Annotated in this window: 16 protein-coding genes and 1 tRNA gene; 9 read left to right on the forward strand and 8 right to left on the reverse strand. The window is 69.1% G+C overall.

Annotated features, from left to right (window positions below):
* Positions 1 to 9 precede the first annotated feature (9 nt).
* Entirely contained in the window at positions 10 to 483 is a 474-nt protein-coding gene (locus Q0937_RS15940) for an S-ribosylhomocysteine lyase (protein WP_299305706.1), read from the forward strand.
* Here the strand turns inward: Q0937_RS15940 and malQ are convergent.
* Both malQ and Q0937_RS15950 read right to left on the reverse strand, forming a co-directional pair.
* Positions 470 to 2593, reverse strand: coding sequence for a 4-alpha-glucanotransferase (malQ, locus tag Q0937_RS15945; RefSeq protein WP_299305708.1), 2124 nt, complete (start codon positions 2591 to 2593; stop codon positions 470 to 472). The two genes, Q0937_RS15940 and malQ, sit on opposite strands and share 14 nt — an antisense overlap.
* Before the next feature lie 45 nt (positions 2594 to 2638).
* Positions 2639 to 4240 (reverse strand): dolichyl-phosphate-mannose--protein mannosyltransferase, encoded by a 1602-nt coding sequence (locus tag Q0937_RS15950; protein WP_299305710.1) that lies wholly within the window; start codon positions 4238 to 4240, stop codon positions 2639 to 2641.
* 109 nt (positions 4241 to 4349) lie between these two features.
* Between Q0937_RS15950 and rsmI the strand changes: the two genes are divergently transcribed.
* Positions 4350 to 5192 carry a 16S rRNA (cytidine(1402)-2'-O)-methyltransferase gene (gene rsmI, locus Q0937_RS15955; RefSeq protein WP_299305711.1) on the forward strand — a complete coding sequence of 281 codons (843 nt, stop codon included), beginning with the start codon at positions 4350 to 4352 and terminating at the stop codon, positions 5190 to 5192.
* Between the two features lie 154 nt (positions 5193 to 5346).
* On the opposite strand, the gene rpmF is transcribed toward rsmI, so the two are convergent.
* Positions 5347 to 5517, reverse strand: coding sequence for a 50S ribosomal protein L32 (rpmF, locus tag Q0937_RS15960; protein ID WP_096799564.1), 171 nt, complete (start codon positions 5515 to 5517; stop codon positions 5347 to 5349).
* Positions 5518 to 5860: 343 nt separating this feature from the next.
* On the opposite strand from rpmF, the gene Q0937_RS15965 reads away from it, so the two are divergent.
* The 3 genes from Q0937_RS15965 to Q0937_RS15975 are packed head-to-tail and all read left to right on the forward strand — an operon-like array spanning position 5861 to position 8684.
* Positions 5861 to 6835, forward strand: a complete 975-nt coding sequence (locus Q0937_RS15965) for a TatD family hydrolase (protein WP_299305716.1) — start codon at positions 5861 to 5863, stop codon at positions 6833 to 6835.
* Positions 6832 to 7740, forward strand: coding sequence for a 16S rRNA (adenine(1518)-N(6)/adenine(1519)-N(6))-dimethyltransferase RsmA (gene rsmA / locus Q0937_RS15970; RefSeq protein ID WP_299305717.1), 909 nt, complete (start codon positions 6832 to 6834; stop codon positions 7738 to 7740). Before Q0937_RS15965 ends, rsmA begins: the two co-directional genes overlap by 4 nt.
* Positions 7740 to 8684: a 4-(cytidine 5'-diphospho)-2-C-methyl-D-erythritol kinase gene (locus tag Q0937_RS15975; protein ID WP_299305719.1), complete on the forward strand. Its 945-nt coding sequence runs from the start codon at positions 7740 to 7742 to the stop codon at positions 8682 to 8684. The genes rsmA and Q0937_RS15975 overlap by 1 nt, the downstream gene beginning before the upstream one ends.
* Positions 8685 to 8924: 240 nt before the next feature.
* Here Q0937_RS15975 and Q0937_RS15980 read toward each other — a convergent pair whose 3' ends face one another.
* Positions 8925 to 10211, reverse strand: coding sequence for an ISL3 family transposase (locus Q0937_RS15980; protein WP_299305721.1), 1287 nt, complete (start codon positions 10209 to 10211; stop codon positions 8925 to 8927).
* Between the two features lie 636 nt (positions 10212 to 10847).
* Between Q0937_RS15980 and Q0937_RS15985 the strand changes: the two genes are divergently transcribed.
* Entirely contained in the window at positions 10848 to 12473 is a 1626-nt protein-coding gene (locus Q0937_RS15985) for an HNH endonuclease signature motif containing protein (protein ID WP_299305723.1), read from the forward strand.
* A 51-nt stretch (positions 12474 to 12524) separates the two neighbouring features.
* Here Q0937_RS15985 and Q0937_RS15990 read toward each other — a convergent pair whose 3' ends face one another.
* The 3 genes from Q0937_RS15990 to Q0937_RS16000 form a co-directional block, all read right to left on the reverse strand.
* On the reverse strand, positions 12525 to 14438 hold the full coding sequence (locus tag Q0937_RS15990) for an ABC-F family ATP-binding cassette domain-containing protein (RefSeq protein WP_299305725.1): 1914 nt from the start codon (positions 14436 to 14438) through the stop codon (positions 12525 to 12527).
* Positions 14439 to 14568: 130 nt separating this feature from the next.
* Positions 14569 to 15105: a MarR family winged helix-turn-helix transcriptional regulator gene (locus Q0937_RS15995; RefSeq protein WP_299305727.1), complete on the reverse strand. Its 537-nt coding sequence runs from the start codon at positions 15103 to 15105 to the stop codon at positions 14569 to 14571.
* A 34-nt stretch (positions 15106 to 15139) separates the two neighbouring features.
* On the reverse strand, positions 15140 to 15787 hold the full coding sequence (locus tag Q0937_RS16000) for a TetR/AcrR family transcriptional regulator (RefSeq protein ID WP_299305729.1): 648 nt from the start codon (positions 15785 to 15787) through the stop codon (positions 15140 to 15142).
* 236 nt (positions 15788 to 16023) lie between these two features.
* On the opposite strand from Q0937_RS16000, the gene Q0937_RS16005 reads away from it, so the two are divergent.
* The 3 genes from Q0937_RS16005 to Q0937_RS16015 all read left to right on the forward strand — a co-directional run bounded on the left by Q0937_RS16005 (position 16024) and on the right by Q0937_RS16015 (position 18642).
* A tRNA-Gln gene (locus Q0937_RS16005) sits at positions 16024 to 16095 on the forward strand.
* 61 nt (positions 16096 to 16156) lie between these two features.
* Complete coding sequence (glmU, locus tag Q0937_RS16010) at positions 16157 to 17665, forward strand: bifunctional UDP-N-acetylglucosamine diphosphorylase/glucosamine-1-phosphate N-acetyltransferase GlmU (protein ID WP_299305731.1); 1509 nt, start codon at positions 16157 to 16159, stop codon at positions 17663 to 17665.
* Complete coding sequence (locus tag Q0937_RS16015; RefSeq protein ID WP_299305733.1) at positions 17662 to 18642, forward strand: ribose-phosphate diphosphokinase; 981 nt, start codon at positions 17662 to 17664, stop codon at positions 18640 to 18642. Before glmU ends, Q0937_RS16015 begins: the two co-directional genes overlap by 4 nt.
* A 209-nt stretch (positions 18643 to 18851) precedes the next feature.
* On the opposite strand, the gene Q0937_RS16020 is transcribed toward Q0937_RS16015, so the two are convergent.
* Complete coding sequence (locus Q0937_RS16020; RefSeq protein ID WP_299305735.1) at positions 18852 to 19178, reverse strand: hypothetical protein; 327 nt, start codon at positions 19176 to 19178, stop codon at positions 18852 to 18854.
* Positions 19179 to 19228 lie beyond the last annotated feature (50 nt).

Consider the following 19228-nt stretch of genomic DNA (forward strand, 5'->3'; position numbering starts at 1 on the left):
GCATCACCGATGACCGAGCAGCCCCGCATGAACGTCGAGAGCTTCAATCTCGACCACCGCACCGTCGCCGCGCCCTACCTCCGCATCGCGGACCGCAAGGAGCTGCCCGGCGGTGACGTGCTGACGAAGCTCGACGTGCGCTTCACCCAGCCCAATGTCGCCCACCTCGAGTCCGAGACGGTCCATTCGCTCGAGCACATGATGGCCGAGCACATGCGCAACCACTCCGCCGACGTCCTGGACGTCTCCCCGATGGGCTGCCGCACCGGCTTCTACGTGCTGCTGGTGGGCGATCACTCGACCGAGGGCTTCGCCCCGGTCCTCGAGGCCACGCTGCAGGACCTGCTCACGGCGAGCGAGGTGCCCGCCGCCAATGAGGTCCAGTGCGGCTGGGGCGCCCACCACGACCTCGAGGGTGCGCAGGCCGCGGCCCGCGCGTTCCTCGACCAGCGGGCCGAGTGGGCTCAGATCACGGCGAGCTGATGCCCTCGCGCACCGCCGCCAGCAGGCGCGCGGTGCGCTCGTCGGTCGCGATGTCGTCGATCGACACCGGGGCGCCGCCCGCGTCCGCCAGCGGGATCCGCCAGTTCGGGTACTCCTCGTCGGTGCCCGGCTGGTTCTGGATCCGTCGCTCGCCCACGCAGTCCACGAGCGAGACTCCCAGCAGCATGGAGGGGGTCCGCGCCAGATGTCGGTGCAGGGCCAGCACGGTCTGCTCGATATCCGCGCCCTCTTCGAGCAGTCCTTCGCCGCGGAGCACGTCGAGTACCTGTTCGCGACCTGTGGCGTCGGCCTCGAGCTCCTCGGGCAGATCCCGCTCGAGCAGTCCCAGCTCATGGCGCAGCGCGACGTGGTCGCCCGCCAGATAGCCGGCCGTGGGCGGCAGGTCGTGGGTGTTCACCGAAGCCATGCACAGGGTCCGGTAGTCCTCGGCGCGCAGCGGGCGGCCCTCGCCGTCGTACTCGAACCAGAGGATCGAGGTGCCCAGGATCCCGCGGTCCACGAGGTAGTCCCGCACCCACGGTTCGAAGGTGCCGAGGTCCTCGCCGACCACGAGGGTGCCCGAGCGCTGCGCCTCCAGGATGAGGATCCCGATCATCGCCTCATGGTCGTAGGAGACATAGGCGCCGTCGGCCGCCTCATGGCCCTCGGGGATCCACCACAGCCGGAACAGCCCGAGCACATGGTCGATCCGCAGCGCTCCGGCGTGGCGCATCAGGGTGCGCAGCATGTCCCGCCACGGCCGATAGGCGGCGTCCCGCAGCCGCTCGGGATGCCAGGGCGGCTGATGCCAGTTCTGACCCTGCTGGTTGTACTGATCGGCTGGGGCGCCCACGCCGACGCCGCCGGCGAGCACCTCGCGCAGGCGCCAGGAGTCCGCGCCGATCTGCTCGACCCCGACGGCGAGGTCGTGCATGATCCCGATCCGCATCCCGGCGTCGCGAGCCGCGCCCTGCGCGGCGCTCATCTGCTCGTCCAGCAGCCATTGCGTCCAGATATGGAAGTCGATCCTCTCGGACAGCTCGAACCGGGCCTGCTCGAGGGTGGCCTCATCGAGGTTCTGCAGGCGGGCCTCGTCGGCCGTGCCGCGCACCGACTCCGCGATCGCGGACCACAGCGCGAAATCCTCCAGCCCCTGCCCCTCACGGGCGCGGTAGGCGTCCAGGAGCGCCTGGCGCCCCGCGGTCAGCGGTACCGCGAACAGCTCCTCGAGAGCCTGCAGCTTCGCCGCCAGCACGTCGTTGCGTTCGAGGCGGTCCACGCGGTCGTTCCAGCTGGACACCTCCTCGCGCAGGAGGCGCACCCGCTGACGGGCGAAGTCGGAGAGCTCCCGGTGCTCGGGAACGTCCTCGATGCGCAGGTACAGCGCACTGGTGAAGCGCCGGCTGACCGGCAGATAGGGGGAGGGCTCGACCGGCGGGGTCGGGTAGGAGGCGTGGAGCGGATTGATCAGCAGGAAGTCCGCGCCATGGCGGGCGCCGCTGATCGCGGCGAGATCTCGCATATCCGCGAGATCGCCGATGCCCCAGGATCGCTCCGAGCGCACCGAGTACAGCTGGGCCTGGATCCCGAAGGCGCGCCGGGAGGCGAATTCCGCGTGGACGGTCAGCCGAGCGGGCGTGATCACGAGGTCCGCCTCGACCGGACCCTGGGCCGTCTCGGCGACCAGGCGATGCCAGCCCAGCGGGAGCCCGAGCGGGACGTGGAAGCGCGCGCGACCCCGCAGCGTCCCGTCGAGATCGAAGGGCGGGGTGTTGTCCTCCGCCTGGTCGAGGTCGCGGCGGCCGCCGTCCTCGAGCCGCACGTGCAGCCTCGCCGCGGTGCCATGGTCGACATGGACGGGCACCGTGGTGGCGCGGTCCTCGCGCAGCACGGTCACCGGGGGGAGCGTGCGCGTCCAGGGGGCACGCTCGCGTTCACGCCGCACGGACGCGATGTCCTCCTCGGAGGTCGCGGGCGCGCCGAGCGCGGCGAGGATCGCGTGCAGGGTGTCGTCGGCGACGTCCTTGAGGGTGCCGTCCCAGCCCCAGTACTGGGTGCTGACACCGAGGTCGCGGGCAAGATCACGCAGCGCTGAGGAATCTGGGGCCATGGGGTAATCGTAGCCGCCGGAACAGCCGGGACAGACCGGGTCGGCTCAGGTCCAGGACGGCAGCCACATGCGGTACCTCCATTGCTCGACGTCGAGCACCTGGCCCGTCCACACCGGCCAGAAGAACGCGGAGACCAGGACGATCAGCACCAGCAGCGAGCCGATGAACAGACCACCGGCCAGCCGACGTTCCCTGTCCGCGCCGGCGGGACCGATCACCAGCGTCATCACATAGGCCAGGCACAGGATCAGCCAGGGCGAGAACGCCACCGCGTAGAAGGTGAAGATCGTGCGGTCGGCGTACAGCAGCCACGGGAGGTAGCCCGCGACGAGCCCTGACAGCGCCGCCCAGCCTCGTCCGTCCCGGAAGACCACCGCGATCACGAGCGTCACCAGGACCGCCAGCGTCCCCAGCCACCAGATCAGCGGATTGCCGACCGAGAGGATGTGCGCGCCGCACTTGGCGACCTCGCAGCCCTGCTCCCCGTACTCGTAGGAGCGGTAGTAGAAGTTCGTGGGACGCAGCTGCAGCAGCCAGCCCGCCGGGTGCGCTTCGTAGGGATGCTCTGAATCCAGACCCACATGGAAGGAGTAGGCCTGGCGGTGGTAGAGCCACAGCGACAGCAGCGAGTCGAGCACCCCGTTGCCGGTGGCCACATCCTGTTCAGCCGCGAAATGGCGGTTGTAGCCGACCGAGGAGGCGAACCAGCCCGCGAACGACGCCACATAGGTGACCAGCGCCGTGCCGACGATCGCGAAGAAGGCGGGCACGGCATCCCGGACCAGGCCGCCCAGCAACCAGTCGCGCTGGGCGATGGTGCGGCGCGCCCACCAGTCCCACAGCACCGTCATGATCCCGAAGACCGCGACGAAGTACAGCCCGGACCACTTCACCGAGCAGGCCATCCCCAGCAGCAGTCCGGCCAGCAGGCGCCAGGGTCGGATCCCGCCCGAGACACCGAGCCGCGGGACGCTCTCGGCACCGGTGTGCAGCGCCGCGGAGGCCAGTGCGAGGCGCTCGCGGAAGCGGTCGCGATCGATCAGCAGCGCACCGAAGGCCGCGAGCGCGAAGAACATCATGAAGGGGTCCAGCAGGCTGGTGCGGGAGTGGACCAGGGACACCCCGTCGATCGCCAGCAGCAGGCCCGCGATCAGACCCGCGGTGGTCGAGCGGAACAGCCGACGACCGATCCGCGCCAGCAGCAGCACCGCGATCGAACCCAGCAGCGCCGAGGAGATCCGCCAGCCCCAGGGATTGTCCGCACCCAGCAGCAGCATTCCGCCGCCGATCAGCCACTTGCCCAGCGGAGGATGGACCACGTACGCGCCCTCGGGCTCGTAGGAATCCACATCCCCGGTTTCGAACACCGGGTCCGGCTCCTCGGGCCAGGACATCTCCACGCCCTCCTGGGTGATGGCGTAGCCGTCCTTGACGTAGTACGTCTCGTCGAAGATCAGCTCCTCGACGGATCCCAGGCCCCACAGGCGCAGCACCAGTGCCAGCCCGAACACGGCCATCGCCCCCGCCCATGCCATCCGGGACAGAGGCAGGTCGAAGGTCTTCAGCCGCCGACGGTAGGAGACCAGCAGCGCCCCCGGCTCGTCCTCGACGCGGGCGCGGTGGGTGGCTTCCTCCTCCGTGTGCACCCGCACATGCTAGGACATCGCCCGCCGGGAGCAGCGGGGCGCGCGTGGCGAGGTGGAGCGCGCGTGCCGCGGTGGTTACCCCGAGCCTCTGGCTGGCTAGCATGGCCAGATGCTCGAACCCGGAGTCCTCACCCTCGCCGCCACCCCGATCGGCAATCCGCTGGATGCCTCGGTGCGCCTGATGCGTGCGCTGGGGGAGGCGGATCTGATCGCCGCGGAGGACACCAGGCGGCTGGCCCGCCTGGTGCGTGATCTCGAGGTGGAGACCAGCGGACGGATCCTCTCGTACCACGAGCACAACGAGGCAGAACGCACGGGCGTGCTGCTCGAGGCGCTCGCGGATGGTCAGCGGGTGCTGATCGTCACCGATGCCGGGATGCCTGTGGTCTCCGACCCCGGTTTCGCTGCGGTGCGGGCGGCCGCCGAGGCCGGCTTCCGCGTCACCGTGATCCCCGGTCCCTCGGCGGTGCTGACCGCGCTGGCCGCGTCCGGCATCGCCCCGGATCACTTCACCTTCGAGGGCTTCCCTCCCCGGCGCGAGGGCCGCAAGGCCACTGCGCTGGAACCGCTCGCGGCCGAGCAGCGCACCATGGTCTTCTTCGAGTCGCCGCGCCGCACCGCCGCCACACTGGCCGCGATGGTCGAGGCCTTCGGGGCCGACCGCCGCGCCGCCGTCGCCCGTGAGCTGACCAAGACCCACGAGGAGATCGTGCGCGGCACACTGGCCGAGCTCGCGGCCTGGGCCGCCGACGGCGAGGTGCTCGGCGAGGTCGTGCTCGTGGTGGCAGGAGCGGAGCCCGCCGTCGCCACTGCGGAGAGCCTCGTGCAGCAGGTGCTGGCCAGGGCAGCGGCGGGGGAGCGGCTCAAGGACGCGGCAAAGGAGCTCGCCCGGTCGCATCCCGGGGTCGGCGCGAGCGAGCTCTACGACCTCGCGCTGAAGCAGCGCACCTGAGGGTGCACTGCGGAGGCGCTGCGGCTGGAGCGGCGCGGCTCGCGCCCTTCCACCGCACATGACGACGCCCCCGCCAGCAGCTGCTGTCGGGGGCGTCGTCGGTGATCTCGGTGGCGCGGGCCGGGCCCGCACCGGAATCACTCCAGGATCGAGATCAGTCCTCGATCTGGAGGAGGCCGCGCTGGTACGCCTTTGCGAGGCGACGCGGCACGGAAGCGGTGCGGCCACGCACCGTCACCTGCACGAGGTCGGCGTTGTTGGCCTTCCACTGCGAGCGGCGGGAGTGCGTGCGCGCACGGGACATCTTGAACTTGGGCACTGCCATGGGATGCTCCTTGACGGTCCGGAGGGTGAACTGGCGTTGACGTCCGTCCCGAGCAGCGACCCGAACCCGGTCCATGAGGAATCGGGGCGCTCGGGTGCACGAAAGGACGCACAACGACGACTCATCTTGCCACATCGTGGCGGTCACCGCTCGCTCCGAACCCGTGAGCTAGCGCACCGGAAGGGTGGATGCGTTGCATCTCACGACGCGCGGGCGTCAGGTCTCCCTCGGGGTCATTCGCCGCACCGCACTTCGAGGCGACCGGGCACAGTCCGGTCACGCTCTCAGCCCAGGGGCGGCCCCGATGGTCCAGGGCGGTCGCCGTCCCTCCTACCATGGTCGCATGCCGTCTGAGCACCAGAACCCGTCCGGCGCCACCGTCCCACCGCCGGTGCGCGATCGTGAGGACATCGATCCCCGCGGGAAGAAGCGCGACCGTTCCTGGCCCGCGATCCCGGAACCCCTGCCCTTCCCGGTGATCGACAACCACTGCCATCTCGATTTCGCCGACGGCGACGAGCAGCTCAGCGTAAGAGACCATGTCGCGCGCGCCGCGACCGTCGGCGTCGACGCGCAGATCACGATCGGCTCGGACCTCGAGGCCGTGCGCTGGACCGCGGCGCTGCTCGCCGCGGAGGACTGCCCGCCCACCCTGCGCGGCGGCGTCGCCGTGCACCCCAACGAGGCGGTGCTCCATGCACGGGGCAGGGATCACCGTGGTCGTGAGCTGGTGGGGCTGGATGAGGCGATCTCCGAGGTGTCCGAGCTGCTGCGCGGCCCCGGAATGGTGGTCGTGGGGGAGACGGGACTGGACTGGTTCCGCACCTCCCGGGACGACGAGCGGGCCCGTACCGCCCAGATCGACGCGTTCCGCGCCCACATCGAGCTCGCCAAGGAACTCGATCTGCCGCTGCAGATCCATGACCGGGACGCCCATCGTGACGTGCTCGAGGTCCTCGAGGCCGACGGCGCCCCGGAGCGCACCGTCTTCCACTGCTTCTCCGGCGACGCCGAGTTCGCCCGCCTCTGCGTGGACCGCGGCTGGTTCCTCTCCTTCGCCGGGACCGTGACGTTCAGCAGCGCCGGCTCCCTGCGCGCGGCGCTCGCCGAGGTGGGGCTCGGCCAGGTCCTGGTCGAGACCGACGCGCCCTTCCTCACCCCGGCGCCGTACCGGGGCAGACCGAACTCCTCCTATCTGATCCCGCACACCATGGCGACCATCGCCGAGGTGACGGACACCGACCTGGAGCAGGCATGCCGTGCGATCCGCACCACCACTCAGGACGTCTATCGATGGCCTCTGGAGGTGGCGGCATGAGCGGCGAGGACACACAGGGCGCGGGGCTCCTGCTCACCGCGCGCGACATCCGCGACCTCGCGGACGCGGCGGGGATCCGGCCCTCGAAGCAGCGCGGTCAGAACTTCGTGATGGATCCGAACACCGTGCGCACCATCGTCGGCCGAGCCCACGTGGACCCGGGGCAGGCAGTGCTCGAGGTGGGGCCCGGACTGGGGTCGCTGACGCTCGGTCTGCTGGAGGCGGGGGCCGACGTGGTCGCGATCGAGCTCGATCGCGGCCTGGCTGAGCTGCTCCCGCTCACGCTGCGTGCCCGTGGCGTCGGAGAGGACCGCTTCCGGCTCGTCCACCACGATGCGCTGCAGGTGAGCGAGCTGCCTGCGCTTCCCCGCGCCGGGGAGCCGACCGCGCTGGTCGCCAACCTTCCCTATAACGTCGCCACCCCCATCCTGCTGACCATGCTCGAACGCTTCGACTCCCTCCGCACTGCTCTCGTGATGGTGCAGTCCGAGGTGGTGGACCGGCTCATCGCCGGCCCGGGCTCGCGCACCTATGGCGGCCCCAGCGTGAAGCTCGCCTGGTACGGCCGGGCCGTGCACGCGGGGAAGATCTCTCGGCAGATCTTCTGGCCGGTCCCCAACGTCGACTCGGCGCTCGTGGAGCTGGTCCGGCATGAGCGGCCGCTCGGCACCGCGGAAGAGCGCGAGGCCGTGTTCACGGTCATCGATGCGGCCTTCGCGCAGCGCCGCAAGACGCTCCGTGCTGCGCTCGCCGGCTGGGCGGGCTCCGCAGCGCGTGCGGAGCAGATCCTGCGCGCTGCCGGCATCGATCATGGCGCCCGCGGAGAGACCTTGGTGATCGAGCAGTTCCGGGCCGTCGCCCAGGCAGAGCGCGAGCTGGCTCGCTCCGAGGGGGAGACGCGCTGATGGCGCCCGCATCGAAGACACCGCCCCCACGGGACCGAGTGGTCGTCCGTGCCCCCGGGAAGATCAACCTGTCGCTCAAGGTCGGCGACATCGATGCACGCGGATATCACTCCCTGGCCACGGTGTTCCAGGCGGTGGACCTCTACGAGACGGTCACCGCGACCCGCGCGAGCACACTCAGCCTGGAGCTCACCTCGGAGGTTCCCGGCGAGCTCCCCCTGGATGGCAGCAACCTCGCCCTGCGCGCGGCTGAACTGCTGCGTGAAGAATGCGGCGTCGAGTTCGGTGCAGCCCTGCACATCCATAAGCAAGTACCGATCGCCGGTGGCATGGGCGGCGGATCGGCTGACGCCGCGGCGACCCTGGTCGCGCTCGATCGCCTGTGGGGGACCGGCCTCGGCAGCGAGAGGCTGCGCGCGCTCGGCGCGAAGCTGGGGGCCGACGTCCCCTTCGCGATGCTCGGCCACACGGCGCTAGGGCGCGGCAACGGCACCGATCTGACCACCGTGCTCACCCATGGTGAGTGGACCTGGCTGCTCGCGATCCCCGGCGGGCATCTCTCCACCCCGGCGGTGTTCCGGAAGTTCGATGAGATCTCGCTGGCCACCGGACGCGCTCTGCCTGGGCAGCCGGATCGGGACGAGCGGCAGCTGCAGGCGCTCAGCGGCGCGAACCTCGAGCTGCTGGCGGACACCCTGCACAATGATCTGCAGGTCGCAGCCTTCGCCCTGCACCCGGGCCTGGAGCCGGTGGTGGAGGCCGCTGAGCGACTGGGGGCGCCGGCCGCGCTGGTCAGCGGCTCCGGGCCGACGATTGCGGTGCTGGTGGAGGACGAGGCGCAGGCCCGCTCCATCTCTGCGGGGCTGATGCGCGCTGGGCTCGTCGAGAACTGCCTGGTGGCGCGAGGGTCAGCGCCCGGAGCGAGCGTGCTCGAGGAGAGCTGACGGCTGAGGGTCGGAGGCTCGCACCTTCGCGTCGGGGCGCCTCTCTGCCGAGGCGATGCGCGCTGATGATCACTGCTGGCAGCCCGAGCCTTCGTGTCCTGCCTTCGTGTCCCGTCTTCGTGTCCTGCCTTCGTGTCTTGCAGGTGGTCTCTCTCGGCAACCGTCGAGCGCAGCAGTGATGGGCGTCCGTGAATCCGGCTCTTCGCGGTTCATGGTGAATGACCCTGCTGTAGCGGGTATTCACGCTACGGTTCTCGCGGCGCTGGTCAGCAGGATACGCATCCGGTAGTTCTCGGCGTTGCGGAAGCCGCGGCCAGTGCGTTTGATGTTCTTGATGCCGGTATTCGCGGCCTCGACTCGAGCGGTGGTCGCGCCGGTGACGATGAGGACCTCGATCGCGTCCCACCAGGTCACGACGGTGTCGTAGAGCTTGGTCGCCTCGGGCATATTCGCGATCTGCACGAAGTAGCCCATCCGCATCCGTTCCTCCCAGGCCTGAGCCAGGGTGTCGGTCGCCAATAGGCGGCGGAGCTGCTCCTTGATGCCCCAGGCGGCGGAGAGCTCGTCGGTGGGGTCATCGGTGCGGAACACCGTCTCCAACCGCTCCCAGGCCCGTGGAGTGAGGGTGTCAGCGCCGCGTAGCAACAGCATCCGGTGGGCCCAGGCCGGGTCGTCCTTGCGGCCGCGACGACCGCGATGGGTGCGGGCTAGGCGTTGACGGACGGTGGTGACCATATCGTTTCCGAGCTTGACGAGGTGGAACTTGTCGACCGAGACCGCAGCGCGGGGCAGGTAGGTCCGCAGTGCTTTGCGGAACGCGGCCGAGGGATCGATGGCGACGATCTCGATCCGCTCCCGCCAGAGCTCGGAGCGCTGGGCGAGCCAGTCGCCGACGGCGGTGGAGTCCCGGCCGTCGACGATACCGAGGACCTGCCCGGTGGAGAGGTCGACCAGGGTCGTCATCCATGGCTCGAACCGTCTCCAGGCACCGTCGTCGGTGCGGAACCAGCGCACCGACCGGTAGCGGTGCTCATCGATGCCCAGGCGCGTCACTGACACGTCCTCGGCGGTGGGCAGGACCACGGCGGCAGCCGCCAGCGCGGCCTGGACCAGCCACCACGAGACGCCATGGGTCCGGGCGACTTCCGAGGCTGCCCGGCCAGAGGTGATCACCGCGGAGACGATCTGGTTTCGCAGCCGGGTCGTTGAGCGCGCGCGGTGCGGGACCTGGTCGGTGGCTTCCCAGAACGTGCGCCGGGCGCAGGCCGGCTCGAGGCAGAACCAGCGTCGCTTGGCCCACACCACCGCCATCGCCCCGGCCACGGGGACGTCCCGGACGTGCTGGGACCGGCGGGAGTGGACCTTGGACGCGAGCACTCCGCACGACGGACATCCGGGCGGGACGGTCGAGGCGATCACCACTCGACGGCCTCCGTCGGGCAGGTCGATCGCGTCGACGACGTGGTAGTCGGGCAGGTTGAAGATCGTGCTCGCAGCATCTCGCTGCGAACCAGTATTCTCGTGCACAGGCTCGTGGTCCTCTGGAATGTGGATGTCTAGACAACACCCATCACAGCAGGACCACGGGCCGTTCTACGCCAGCGACGCGACGCTCTCCTTCACCACCAACCGCGAAGAGCCGTGAATCCACGGTGCGATGAGCTGACGTGGATGATGACTGTCATACCGATGGTGAATAAGAAGGTTGCGAGGACCTCTCAAGGTTATCGCATGAGTGCGAAACAATTCCTGTGACATTGTCGATGAGCAATGCAGGAAGAAGAAGTGCGCGGGGTTTCCTGCGTATTCGTCGTCCAGCAGGAGTCTACATGCACGATCTGTCCACCTGCCTGAATGGCCGGACCGGCCGCCCCGCAGACCGCCTGCGGGCGTCGCATGGTCGTTGATCCCGGGCGTCTTCGCTGCCGTGACGGTTCCTCCCCACCTCGAGTTATCCACAATTTAAAATTACTCGTAAGTAGGGTTTGTTCACATCTTCTCTTCGTCGAATGGATGTGCGAAAATAGGGTCATGGTAGATTCGTCGCGCAGTGATGATGCAGAATTCCCGGAGGCCGATCGCGGAGCCTCTGGTGATGCGTCGTGCCGTGCGGGCTCGGGCTCGGGCTCGGGTGCGGGCTCGATGGCTGCGGTGCCGAGGTCAGTGCCGGCACGCGCTCGGCGGCGCAGCACGCTCCCGATCTCCGCCAACGACGAAGAGCTGTGGATCGGCGAGACCGACCTCGTTGCGGCGCGTTCCGTGCTCGCAGAGATCGGCGCGGACGGTTCGATCGCCCTGGAGAAGCTGACTGCGTCCGAGACGATCTCGCTGCTGGCCCGCGTCCACGATCTGACCGGGGCGATCGCAGCGGTGCAGGCACGGGCACTGGTCCACCTGGAACAGGCGGTCAAGGACGACTCCCTGCGCCGTGAGGAGACACCGAAGCAGGCAGTCAAGATCGCACGCTCGGAGGCATCGAAGGCACTCAAGCAGTCGAAATCCTGCGCCGGTCAGTCGATGTCCTCGTCCCGCCGCCTGGTCCAGTCCATGCCCGGCATGCTCAATGCGCTCGCACGGGGTCGGATCGTCTCCGCTTCGGCGCACAGGGTGGGCCGAACGATGGGCCCGGCAACCCCCGAGCAGCGCAGCCAGGTCGACGCGATCCTCACCGCTCACCTGCCCTACCTCGAGGACTGTGGCGCAGAGGAACTGGCCGGCGAAGCAGCCAAGGTCCTGCACGGATTGGACCCTCATGGTGCCGCCGAGCGCCACCGCACCGCGAAGCGGGACCGCAACGTCACCGTGCGTCGCGGCGAGCACGGCATGTGCACCGTCACCGCGCATCTGCCGGCGCTGGACGGTGCCCGGATCCGCAAAGGGCTCTCGGTGGCTGCGGAGAAGGCCCGCGCCCACGGCGACCGCCGCGGCCATCAGCAGATCATGGCGGACATCTTCGCCGATACCCTGATCGGCCGTGGAGAAGGTATCGACCCCTCCACGCTGGAGATCGCCGTCATCATCACGGACCGCTCCCTGCTCGCACCCGAGCACGCCGACGCCGCCACCATCGAGGGCTACGGCCCGGTGCCCTACGAACATATTCGTCAGGAGATGCTCGACGCCGTGACTTCTGCCGAGGACCCAGATCTCGCCATGACTCTGCGGAAGCTCTACGTCGCGCCGGAGGACGGGCAGCTCGTCGCGGTCGAATCCCTCTCCCGGGAGTTCCCGGCATCGCTCGCCCGATTCCTCCGACTGGCGCATCAGACCTGCCGGGCTCCGTACTGCGACGCGAACATCCGCCAGAACGATCACATCGTCCCCTGGTCACAGGGAGGCCCCACCTCGCTGCGCAATGGCAACGGCGTGTGCGTCGGCGACAACCAGAAGGAGGAATCCGGCGAGAGCGCCCGAGTCATCACCGACGAGGACGGCACGAGGCGCACCGTGGAGTGGACGAGCCGCTACGGGCAGAAAGTACGACGCCGAGGAATCAACTTCGACCCGCTCGGCACCGGGCTCAAGCTCCTGGCCCAGTCAGCAGGACAGTCTGTTCCAGTGCCCGAGGGTGAGGCGCCCGAGGCAGATATGGCCGCTGCAGATCAGGGTCCCCCGGAAGAGCCGAACGCCTCTTTCCATCGCGCCTTCGATCGGGTCGAGCGGCGGGCACTCGACCTCACGGATCCGCACCCGAGATTCCGAGATGCCCGACGCAATCGACACTGGCTCCTCCAGGGACGCACCGACTACATCTTCACTCCGCACCTGGACATCATCGACAGCCAGTAGCGCTCGGAGCACGGACTGTCCTCGCTCGAGCAGCTCAGCCCGCTCATCGGCTCACCCGAGCAGTTCGGACAGCTCCAGCCAGCGCTCCTCGAGCTCCTCGATCTCTGCCTCGACGGCGCGCAGCTCGTCGGTGATCTTCTGCAGTCCCACATAGTCGGACTGGTCATGTGCCGCGAGTGCGGAATGCAGCGACGCCGTCTGCTTGTCGAGCTTCTTCATCCTTCGCTCGATCGCGCCGAGCTCCTTCTGCGCCGTGTGGGCCTGAGCCCCCGACACATTCGATGTGGACCCGGCTGCGCCGCCCCCTGTACCAGCGTCGCCCCCTGTACCAGCAGAGCCACCCGCGGAACCCGATCCTGCAGACTTCGACTCTGCAGACTTCGACCCTGCAGACTTCGACCCTGCGGTACGTCCCGCTGCTCCGGAGGCAGAGGAGGACGCGCCGGTCGTCGCCTCCTGTGGACCTTCGGCTCGCAGCGAGAGGTACTGCTCGACGCCACCGGGCACATGCCGCACGGCACCATCGAGCACGGCGTACTGGATATCGGTGACCCGCTCCAGCAGGTAGCGGTCGTGGGAGACCACGATCAGCGGCCCGGGCCAGGTGTCCAGCAGATCCTCCATGGCCGCGAGCATGTCGGTGTCCATGTCGTTCGTCGGCTCATCGAGCACCAGCACATTGGGCTCCTCGAGCAGGGTGAACAGCAGGTTCAGCCGCCGCTGCTGCCCACCGGACAGCGCTCCCACACGAACCTTCTGGTGTGCCGTCGTGAATCCGAGACGCTCCAACAGCTGTCCGGGGGAGACCTCGTCCTTCCCGGCCCGGAAGGTGGTGCGGTACTTCGCCACCACGTCGCTGACCCTGGAGTCCAGATGCTCCTCGAGACCCTCGAGCCGCTGCGACACCTGACGGACGGTGACCGTCTTGCCCCGTTTGACCCGGCCTGCCTGCGGCTCGAGATCCCCGGTGATCAGCGCGAGCAGCGTCGACTTGCCTGCCCCGTTGGGGCCCAGCACACCGATGCGGTCCGCGGGCCCGATATGCAGGGTGACGTCGCGCAACACGGTGAGATCGCCGTAGCCGGCATCGACGTCGAGCACGTCGATCACGTCGCGACCCAGCCGCGAGGTCGCCAGCTGCGTCAGCTCGACGGCGTCGCGCACCGGGGGCTCCCCGGCGATCAGCTCATTGGCGGCATCGATGCGGAACTTCGGCTTCGCGGTCCGGGCGGGTGCACCCCGGCGCAGCCAGGCCAGCTCCTTGCGCATCAGGTTCTGCCGCTTCGACTCGATGGTCGCCGCCTGCCGGTCCCGCTCGACCCGCTGCAGCACGTACGCCGCATATCCGCCCTCGAAGGGCTCGACGAGCCCGTCGTGCACCTCCCACATCCGGGTGCAAACCGCATCGAGGAACCAGCGGTCGTGCGTGATCACGACGAGCCCGCCGTCCTTCGGACTCCAGCGTCGGCGCAGATGCTCTGCGAGCCAGGAGATGCCTTCGACGTCGAGATGGTTGGTGGGCTCGTCGAGGAGGAGCACCTCCCAATCGCCCACGAGCAGCTCGGCCAGGTGGACCCGCCGCAGCTGGCCGCCGGAGAGATCGGTCAGCGGTGCATCCAGGTCGATGCCGCCGAGCAGCCCGTCCAGCACGTCGCGGATCCGCGGATCCGAGGCCCACTCATACTCCGGACGATCCCCGAGCACCCGCTCGTGCACGCTGGTCTCGGCCGTCGCCTCGTCCTGCTGGCTCAGCACCCCGACACGGACTCCGCCGCGCACGGTGACCCGGCCCTCGTCGGGCTCCGTGAATCGTGCCAGCAGACGAAGCAGGGTGGACTTGCCGTCGCCGTTGCGCCCCACCACCCCGATGCGGTCGCCCTCGTCGATCCCGACGGTGATGTCATCGAGCAGCACGCGGTCGGGCAGCGCGACGTGCAGGGATTGGGTGCCGAGCAGATGAGCCATGCGATGGGGTCCTCAAGGGTTGTGGTCGTGACGAATGTCGTGGGGCGGGGCGAGCGTTCAGACGCTCCTCCCCGCTGATCGTGTCGGGTCGCCGCGGGACGGTGGCCGCGGGTCTCACGCCGACGAGCCTTCACATCGGGCTCGGTGGCTCCGACTCGAAGGTGAGCAGCAGGGAGCGCAAGGTGTCGGCGAGGCCGGAGCGTCCGTCAGGCGCGAGCGGCTCGAGCAGCTCCTGCTCTGCATCCAGCAGCCGCTCCATCGCCGCATCGACCCGGGCGACGCCGTCGGGCCGCAGCCGCACCTCGACCGCGCGGCCGTCGTGCGGGCTGCGGTTCTTGCTGACCAGCCCTCGGGCGACCAGCTTGTCGATCCGGGTCGTCATGGTGCCGCTGGTCACCAGCGTCTCGTGCATGAGCGCCCCGGGGGAGAGAGCATCCTCTCCGCTCCGGCGCAGCGCGGAGAGCATGTCGAACTCCCACCCCTCGAGGCCCGCATCCGTGAAGGCGCTGCGGCGGGCGACCTCGAGATACCTCGAGAGCCGGGAGATGCGGGAGAACACCGCCAGCGGTGCGACGTCCAGATCAGCGCGCGCCCTCTGCCAGCCCTCGACGATGCGGTCGACCTCGTCGTGGCGGGGTGCGGCGGCGTCCTCAGGCATGGGGGGCATGTGCCGAGTCTAGGTGCCGCTCACCTGTGGGTGTTCAGCGGTGGGTGTCGCCGCGCAGGGTCGGGGACCTTTGCAGGGCGCTGAGTCCGTACCAGGACAGATTGACCATGCGGGCGGCGACGATCTCCTTCGAGGGCTCACGGGTCTCGAGCCACCACTGACCGGTGTACGCGACCATCCCCACCAGCATCTGCGCGTACAGCGCAGCATCGCGCGGCGGATACGAATGAAGGGTGAGCTGGGCGGCGAGGATCTCCTCGACCCGTCCGGCCACGTCCGTCAGCAGGGAGGAGAAGGTTCCGAGGGAATGGCTGACAGGGGAGTCCCGCACGAGGACCTTGAAGCCGTCCTCGTGCTCGTCGATGTAGGCGAGGAACGCCAGGGCGGCCCGCTCCATCAGCACCCGGGGATGCTCACGCTGATTCTGAAGGGAGTTCTCCAGGTCTCCCAGCAGCGTGGAGACCTCGCGGTCCACGACCACTGCGTACAGCCCCTCCTTGCCACCGAAGTGCTCGTACACGATCGGCTTGGAAACCTTGGCGCGGGCCGCGATCTCTTCGACGGTGGTCATGTCGAAGCCCTTCTCGGCGAACAGCCGCCGGCCCACCGCCACCAGCTGCTCGCGCCGCTCCTTGCCCGTCATCCGGGTCGATCGCCCGCGGGCTGCACCGTTCTCCGCCATGCTCGGAGTCTTCCACACCGGTACCAGCAGACCATCGGACGGTGCCGGCAGGTCGTCGGGAGGAGCAGGCGCGACATCGAGAGGGGCAGGCGGTGGAGCGACCTGCACCACCGACGACGACCACCGGGTCCGAGAGGCGCGGCGCGGGCGATAGGATCGGGCCGCGTCCGTGGCGCTGAGTGCATGTTCCGGATCTTCTGAGGACCCGGTCCGTCGCCAGACCCTGCCGGACGCGATCCGCCATGGTGTAATCGGCAACACCTCAGATTTTGGTTCTGAAATTTCAGGTTCGAGTCCTGATGGCGGAACGCTCACCGCCGTTGCGGCGGTGCCGCAGACCTCACCCGTCGATCCCGAGGAGCCGCAGACGTGGGAATCGCTGAGACCACTGCCCCCGCCGCCGTCATCGTTCTGGCCGCTGGTGCCGGGACCCGCATGAAGTCGCGAAGGCCCAAGGTCCTCCACGAGATCGGGGGCAGATCTCTGCTGGTGCACGCCGTGACCGCCGCCGAGGGCACGAGCCCCGGCGAGCTGGTGGTCGTGCTCCGCCACGAGCGCGATCGCGTCGCCGAGCACCTGGCCGAGCACGCCTCCGAGGTGTCCGTCGCCGACCAGGACGAGATCCCCGGCACCGGGCGCGCGGTCCAGTGCGGACTCGGGCAGGTCACCGCCGCAGAGGGCACCGTGCTGGTCACCTACGGCGACGTGCCGCTGCTCGATCCCGCGACCCTGCGTGACCTGGTCGCCGCGCATGAGAGCGCCGGAGCTGCGGCCACCGTGCTCAGCGCCCGCGTTCCCGATCCCACCGGTTACGGCCGCATCCTGCGCAGCGAGGACGGCAGCGAGGTGCTGGGCATCGTCGAGCACAAGGATGCCGACGACACGCAGCGCGCGATCGATGAGATCAACTCCGGGATCTATGCCTTCGACCTCGCCGTGCTGCGTGACGCGCTCGGACGCATCGGCACGGACAACGCGCAGGGCGAGATGTACCTCACCGACGTGCTCGCCATCGCCCGGGCGGATGGCCGTTCGGTGCGGGCCCTCGTCACCGAGGACGTGATGATGGTCGAGGGTGTCAACGACCGCGTCCAGCTCGCCCAGCTCGGCGCGGAGATGAACCGTCGCACGCTCGAGCGGCACATGCGCGCCGGGGTCACGATCGTGGATCCTGCCACCACCTGGATCGACTCCGACGTCACCATCGGCCAGGACGCCATCCTCCTGCCGGGCGTCCAGCTCCACGGTGCGAGCGACATCGGCGAGGAGGCCGTGATCGGACCGGACACCACGCTGCGTGACACCGAGGTCGGGCCCGGTGCCGAGGTGGTCCGTTCCCACGCGCTGCTCGCGGTGGTCGGTGCGGGAGCGACCGTGGGGCCGTTCTCCTACCTCCGGGCCGGGACCGATCTCGGCGCCAAGGGCAAGATCGGCGGATTCGTCGAGACCAAGAACGCGAAGATCGGCGAGGGCGCGAAGGTGCCCCACCTCAGCTACGTCGGCGACGCCGAGATCGGTGAGGGCACCAACATCGGCGCCGGCACGATCTTCGCCAACTACGACGGCGTGAACAAGCACCGCACCACGATCGGGAAGCACGTGCGCGTCGGCTCCCAGAACGTGCTCGTGGCCCCCGTCGCCATCGGTGACGGGGCGGCGACCGGTGCCGGCACCACGGTGCGCAAGGAGGTGCCCCCGGGCGCCCTGGGCGTGAACGCGGTCTCGCAGCGGAACATGGAAGGATGGACCCTGCGACGCCGTGCGGGGACCGCGGCCGAGGACGCGGCACGTGCTGCCCTCGGCGCTGACGATGGGTCCGCTGCCGAGACGCCTGCAGGAACTGCCGCCGATGAGCACAAGGAGCACGAGCAGCGATGAGCGGAATCGTCAGCCCCGGAGAGAAGCGACTGGTCCTCGCGTCCGGACGGGCACACCCTGTGCTCGCGCAGGAGGTCGCCGCCGAGCTCGGTGTCGAGGTCCTGCCGATGGACGCCTGGGACTTCGCCAACGGTGAGATCTACGTGCGCTACGGCGAGTCCGTCCGTGGCACGGACGTCTTCGTGCTGCAGTCCCACCCGGCACCGATCAACACCTGGGTGATGGAGCATCTGATCATGATCGACGCGCTCAAGCGCGCGTCGGCCAAACGGATCACGGCGATCGCACCGAGCTTCCCCTATGCCCGCCAGGACAAGAAGCATCGCGGCCGCGAGCCGATCTCCGCACGACTGATGGCGGACATGTACGAGACCGCCGGCGTGGATCGCATGATCTCCGTGGACCTGCACGCACCTCAGGTGCAGGGCTACTTCAATCGCCCGGTCGACCACCTGATGGCGCTGCCGATACTCGCCGCGTACATCCAGGAGAAGTACGGCCAGGAGGACCTCGCCGTGGTCTCCCCGGATGCCGGTCGTATCCGGGTCGCGGAGCAGTGGGCGAAGAAGCTCGGTGGCGTGAACCTCGCCTTCGTCCACAAGTCCCGGGACATCAACCGTCCCAACCAGGCCGTGGCCAAGCGCGTGATCGGTGACGTCGAGGGCAAGACCTGCATCCTGGTCGACGACATGATCGACACCGCGGGCACCATCGTCCAGGCGTCCGACGCGCTGCTGGCCGGCGGGGCTTCCTCCGTGGTCATCGCGACCACCCACGCGATCCTCTCCGACCCCGCCACCGAGCGGCTGAAGACCAGCGCGGTGCGGGAGGTCGTCTGCACCAACACCCTGCCGGTGCCCCCCGAGAAGCAGTTCGACCGTCTCACCCAGCTGTCGATCGCGCCGCTGCTGGCGCGGGCGATCCGGGCGGTCTTCGACGAGGGCTCGGTCACCAGCCTGTTCGACGGCGAGGTCTGAGCGGCCTGCTCGCCCAGCACCCTCACAGCTCAGCCCTCTCACGGCTCAGCCCTCTCACGGCTCAGCGCCCTCACAGCTCAGCGCCCTCACAGCTCAGCGGTCTCTCGGCCCGGCGCCCTCACGGCTCAGCGCCGCCGCATCCGGCAGCACGGCAGAAGCCCCGCCTTCTCTCGAGGAGGCGGGGCTTCTGCCGTGGCGGGCTGATGGACTCAGATCAGGAAACGATTCCCCTTGACCAGGTGGGTCCACTGCTTCCCGAGACCGACGTGGTCGCCTGCGGCGAGGCCGGCCATCGCGACCACGGCCACGGCCAGGAGCAGGTGGGTGTCGTAGAGCGGGTTCGTGGCGATGGGGAAGGCTGCCAGGTACATCAGGGTGTACATCGCCGCGGCGGAGACTGCTGCCACCCTGGTGCCGATGCCGAGCATCAGGGCTGCACCGACGCCGAGCAGGCCGAGCATGAACAGCACGTCCGTGAGCGGGTTGATCGAGAGGAAGAACTCCCAGACGGTGGTGTCAAAGCGTGGAAGCAACATGGGGCTCGCCGGCAAGTAGTCGGGCGAAGGATTCTGTCGGTGTCAGGAAG

This window comes from uncultured Brachybacterium sp. (assembly GCF_947500705.1).
GTDB lineage: Bacteria > Actinomycetota > Actinomycetes > Actinomycetales > Dermabacteraceae > Brachybacterium.

Bases quoted from the DNA above. Each gene is read 5' to 3' on its own strand.
- Q0937_RS15940 (WP_299305706.1), top strand. From the start codon at position 10: ATGACCGAGCAGCCCCGCATGAACGTCGAGAGCTTCAATCTCGACCAC.
- malQ (WP_299305708.1), bottom strand. From the start codon at position 2,593: ATGGCCCCAGATTCCTCAGCGCTGCGTGATCTTGCCCGCGACCTCGGT.
- rsmI (WP_299305711.1), top strand. From the start codon at position 4,350: ATGCTCGAACCCGGAGTCCTCACCCTCGCCGCCACCCCGATCGGCAAT.
- rpmF (WP_096799564.1), bottom strand. From the start codon at position 5,517: ATGGCAGTGCCCAAGTTCAAGATGTCCCGTGCGCGCACGCACTCCCGC.
- Q0937_RS15965 (WP_299305716.1), top strand. From the start codon at position 5,861: ATGCCGTCTGAGCACCAGAACCCGTCCGGCGCCACCGTCCCACCGCCG.
- rsmA (WP_299305717.1), top strand. From the start codon at position 6,832: ATGAGCGGCGAGGACACACAGGGCGCGGGGCTCCTGCTCACCGCGCGC.
- Q0937_RS15975 (WP_299305719.1), top strand. From the start codon at position 7,740: ATGGCGCCCGCATCGAAGACACCGCCCCCACGGGACCGAGTGGTCGTC.
- Q0937_RS15990 (WP_299305725.1), bottom strand. From the start codon at position 14,438: ATGGCTCATCTGCTCGGCACCCAATCCCTGCACGTCGCGCTGCCCGAC.
- Q0937_RS15995 (WP_299305727.1), bottom strand. From the start codon at position 15,105: ATGCCCCCCATGCCTGAGGACGCCGCCGCACCCCGCCACGACGAGGTC.
- Q0937_RS16000 (WP_299305729.1), bottom strand. From the start codon at position 15,787: ATGGCGGAGAACGGTGCAGCCCGCGGGCGATCGACCCGGATGACGGGC.
- Q0937_RS16015 (WP_299305733.1), top strand. From the start codon at position 17,662: ATGAGCGGAATCGTCAGCCCCGGAGAGAAGCGACTGGTCCTCGCGTCC.
- Q0937_RS16020 (WP_299305735.1), bottom strand. From the start codon at position 19,178: ATGTTGCTTCCACGCTTTGACACCACCGTCTGGGAGTTCTTCCTCTCG.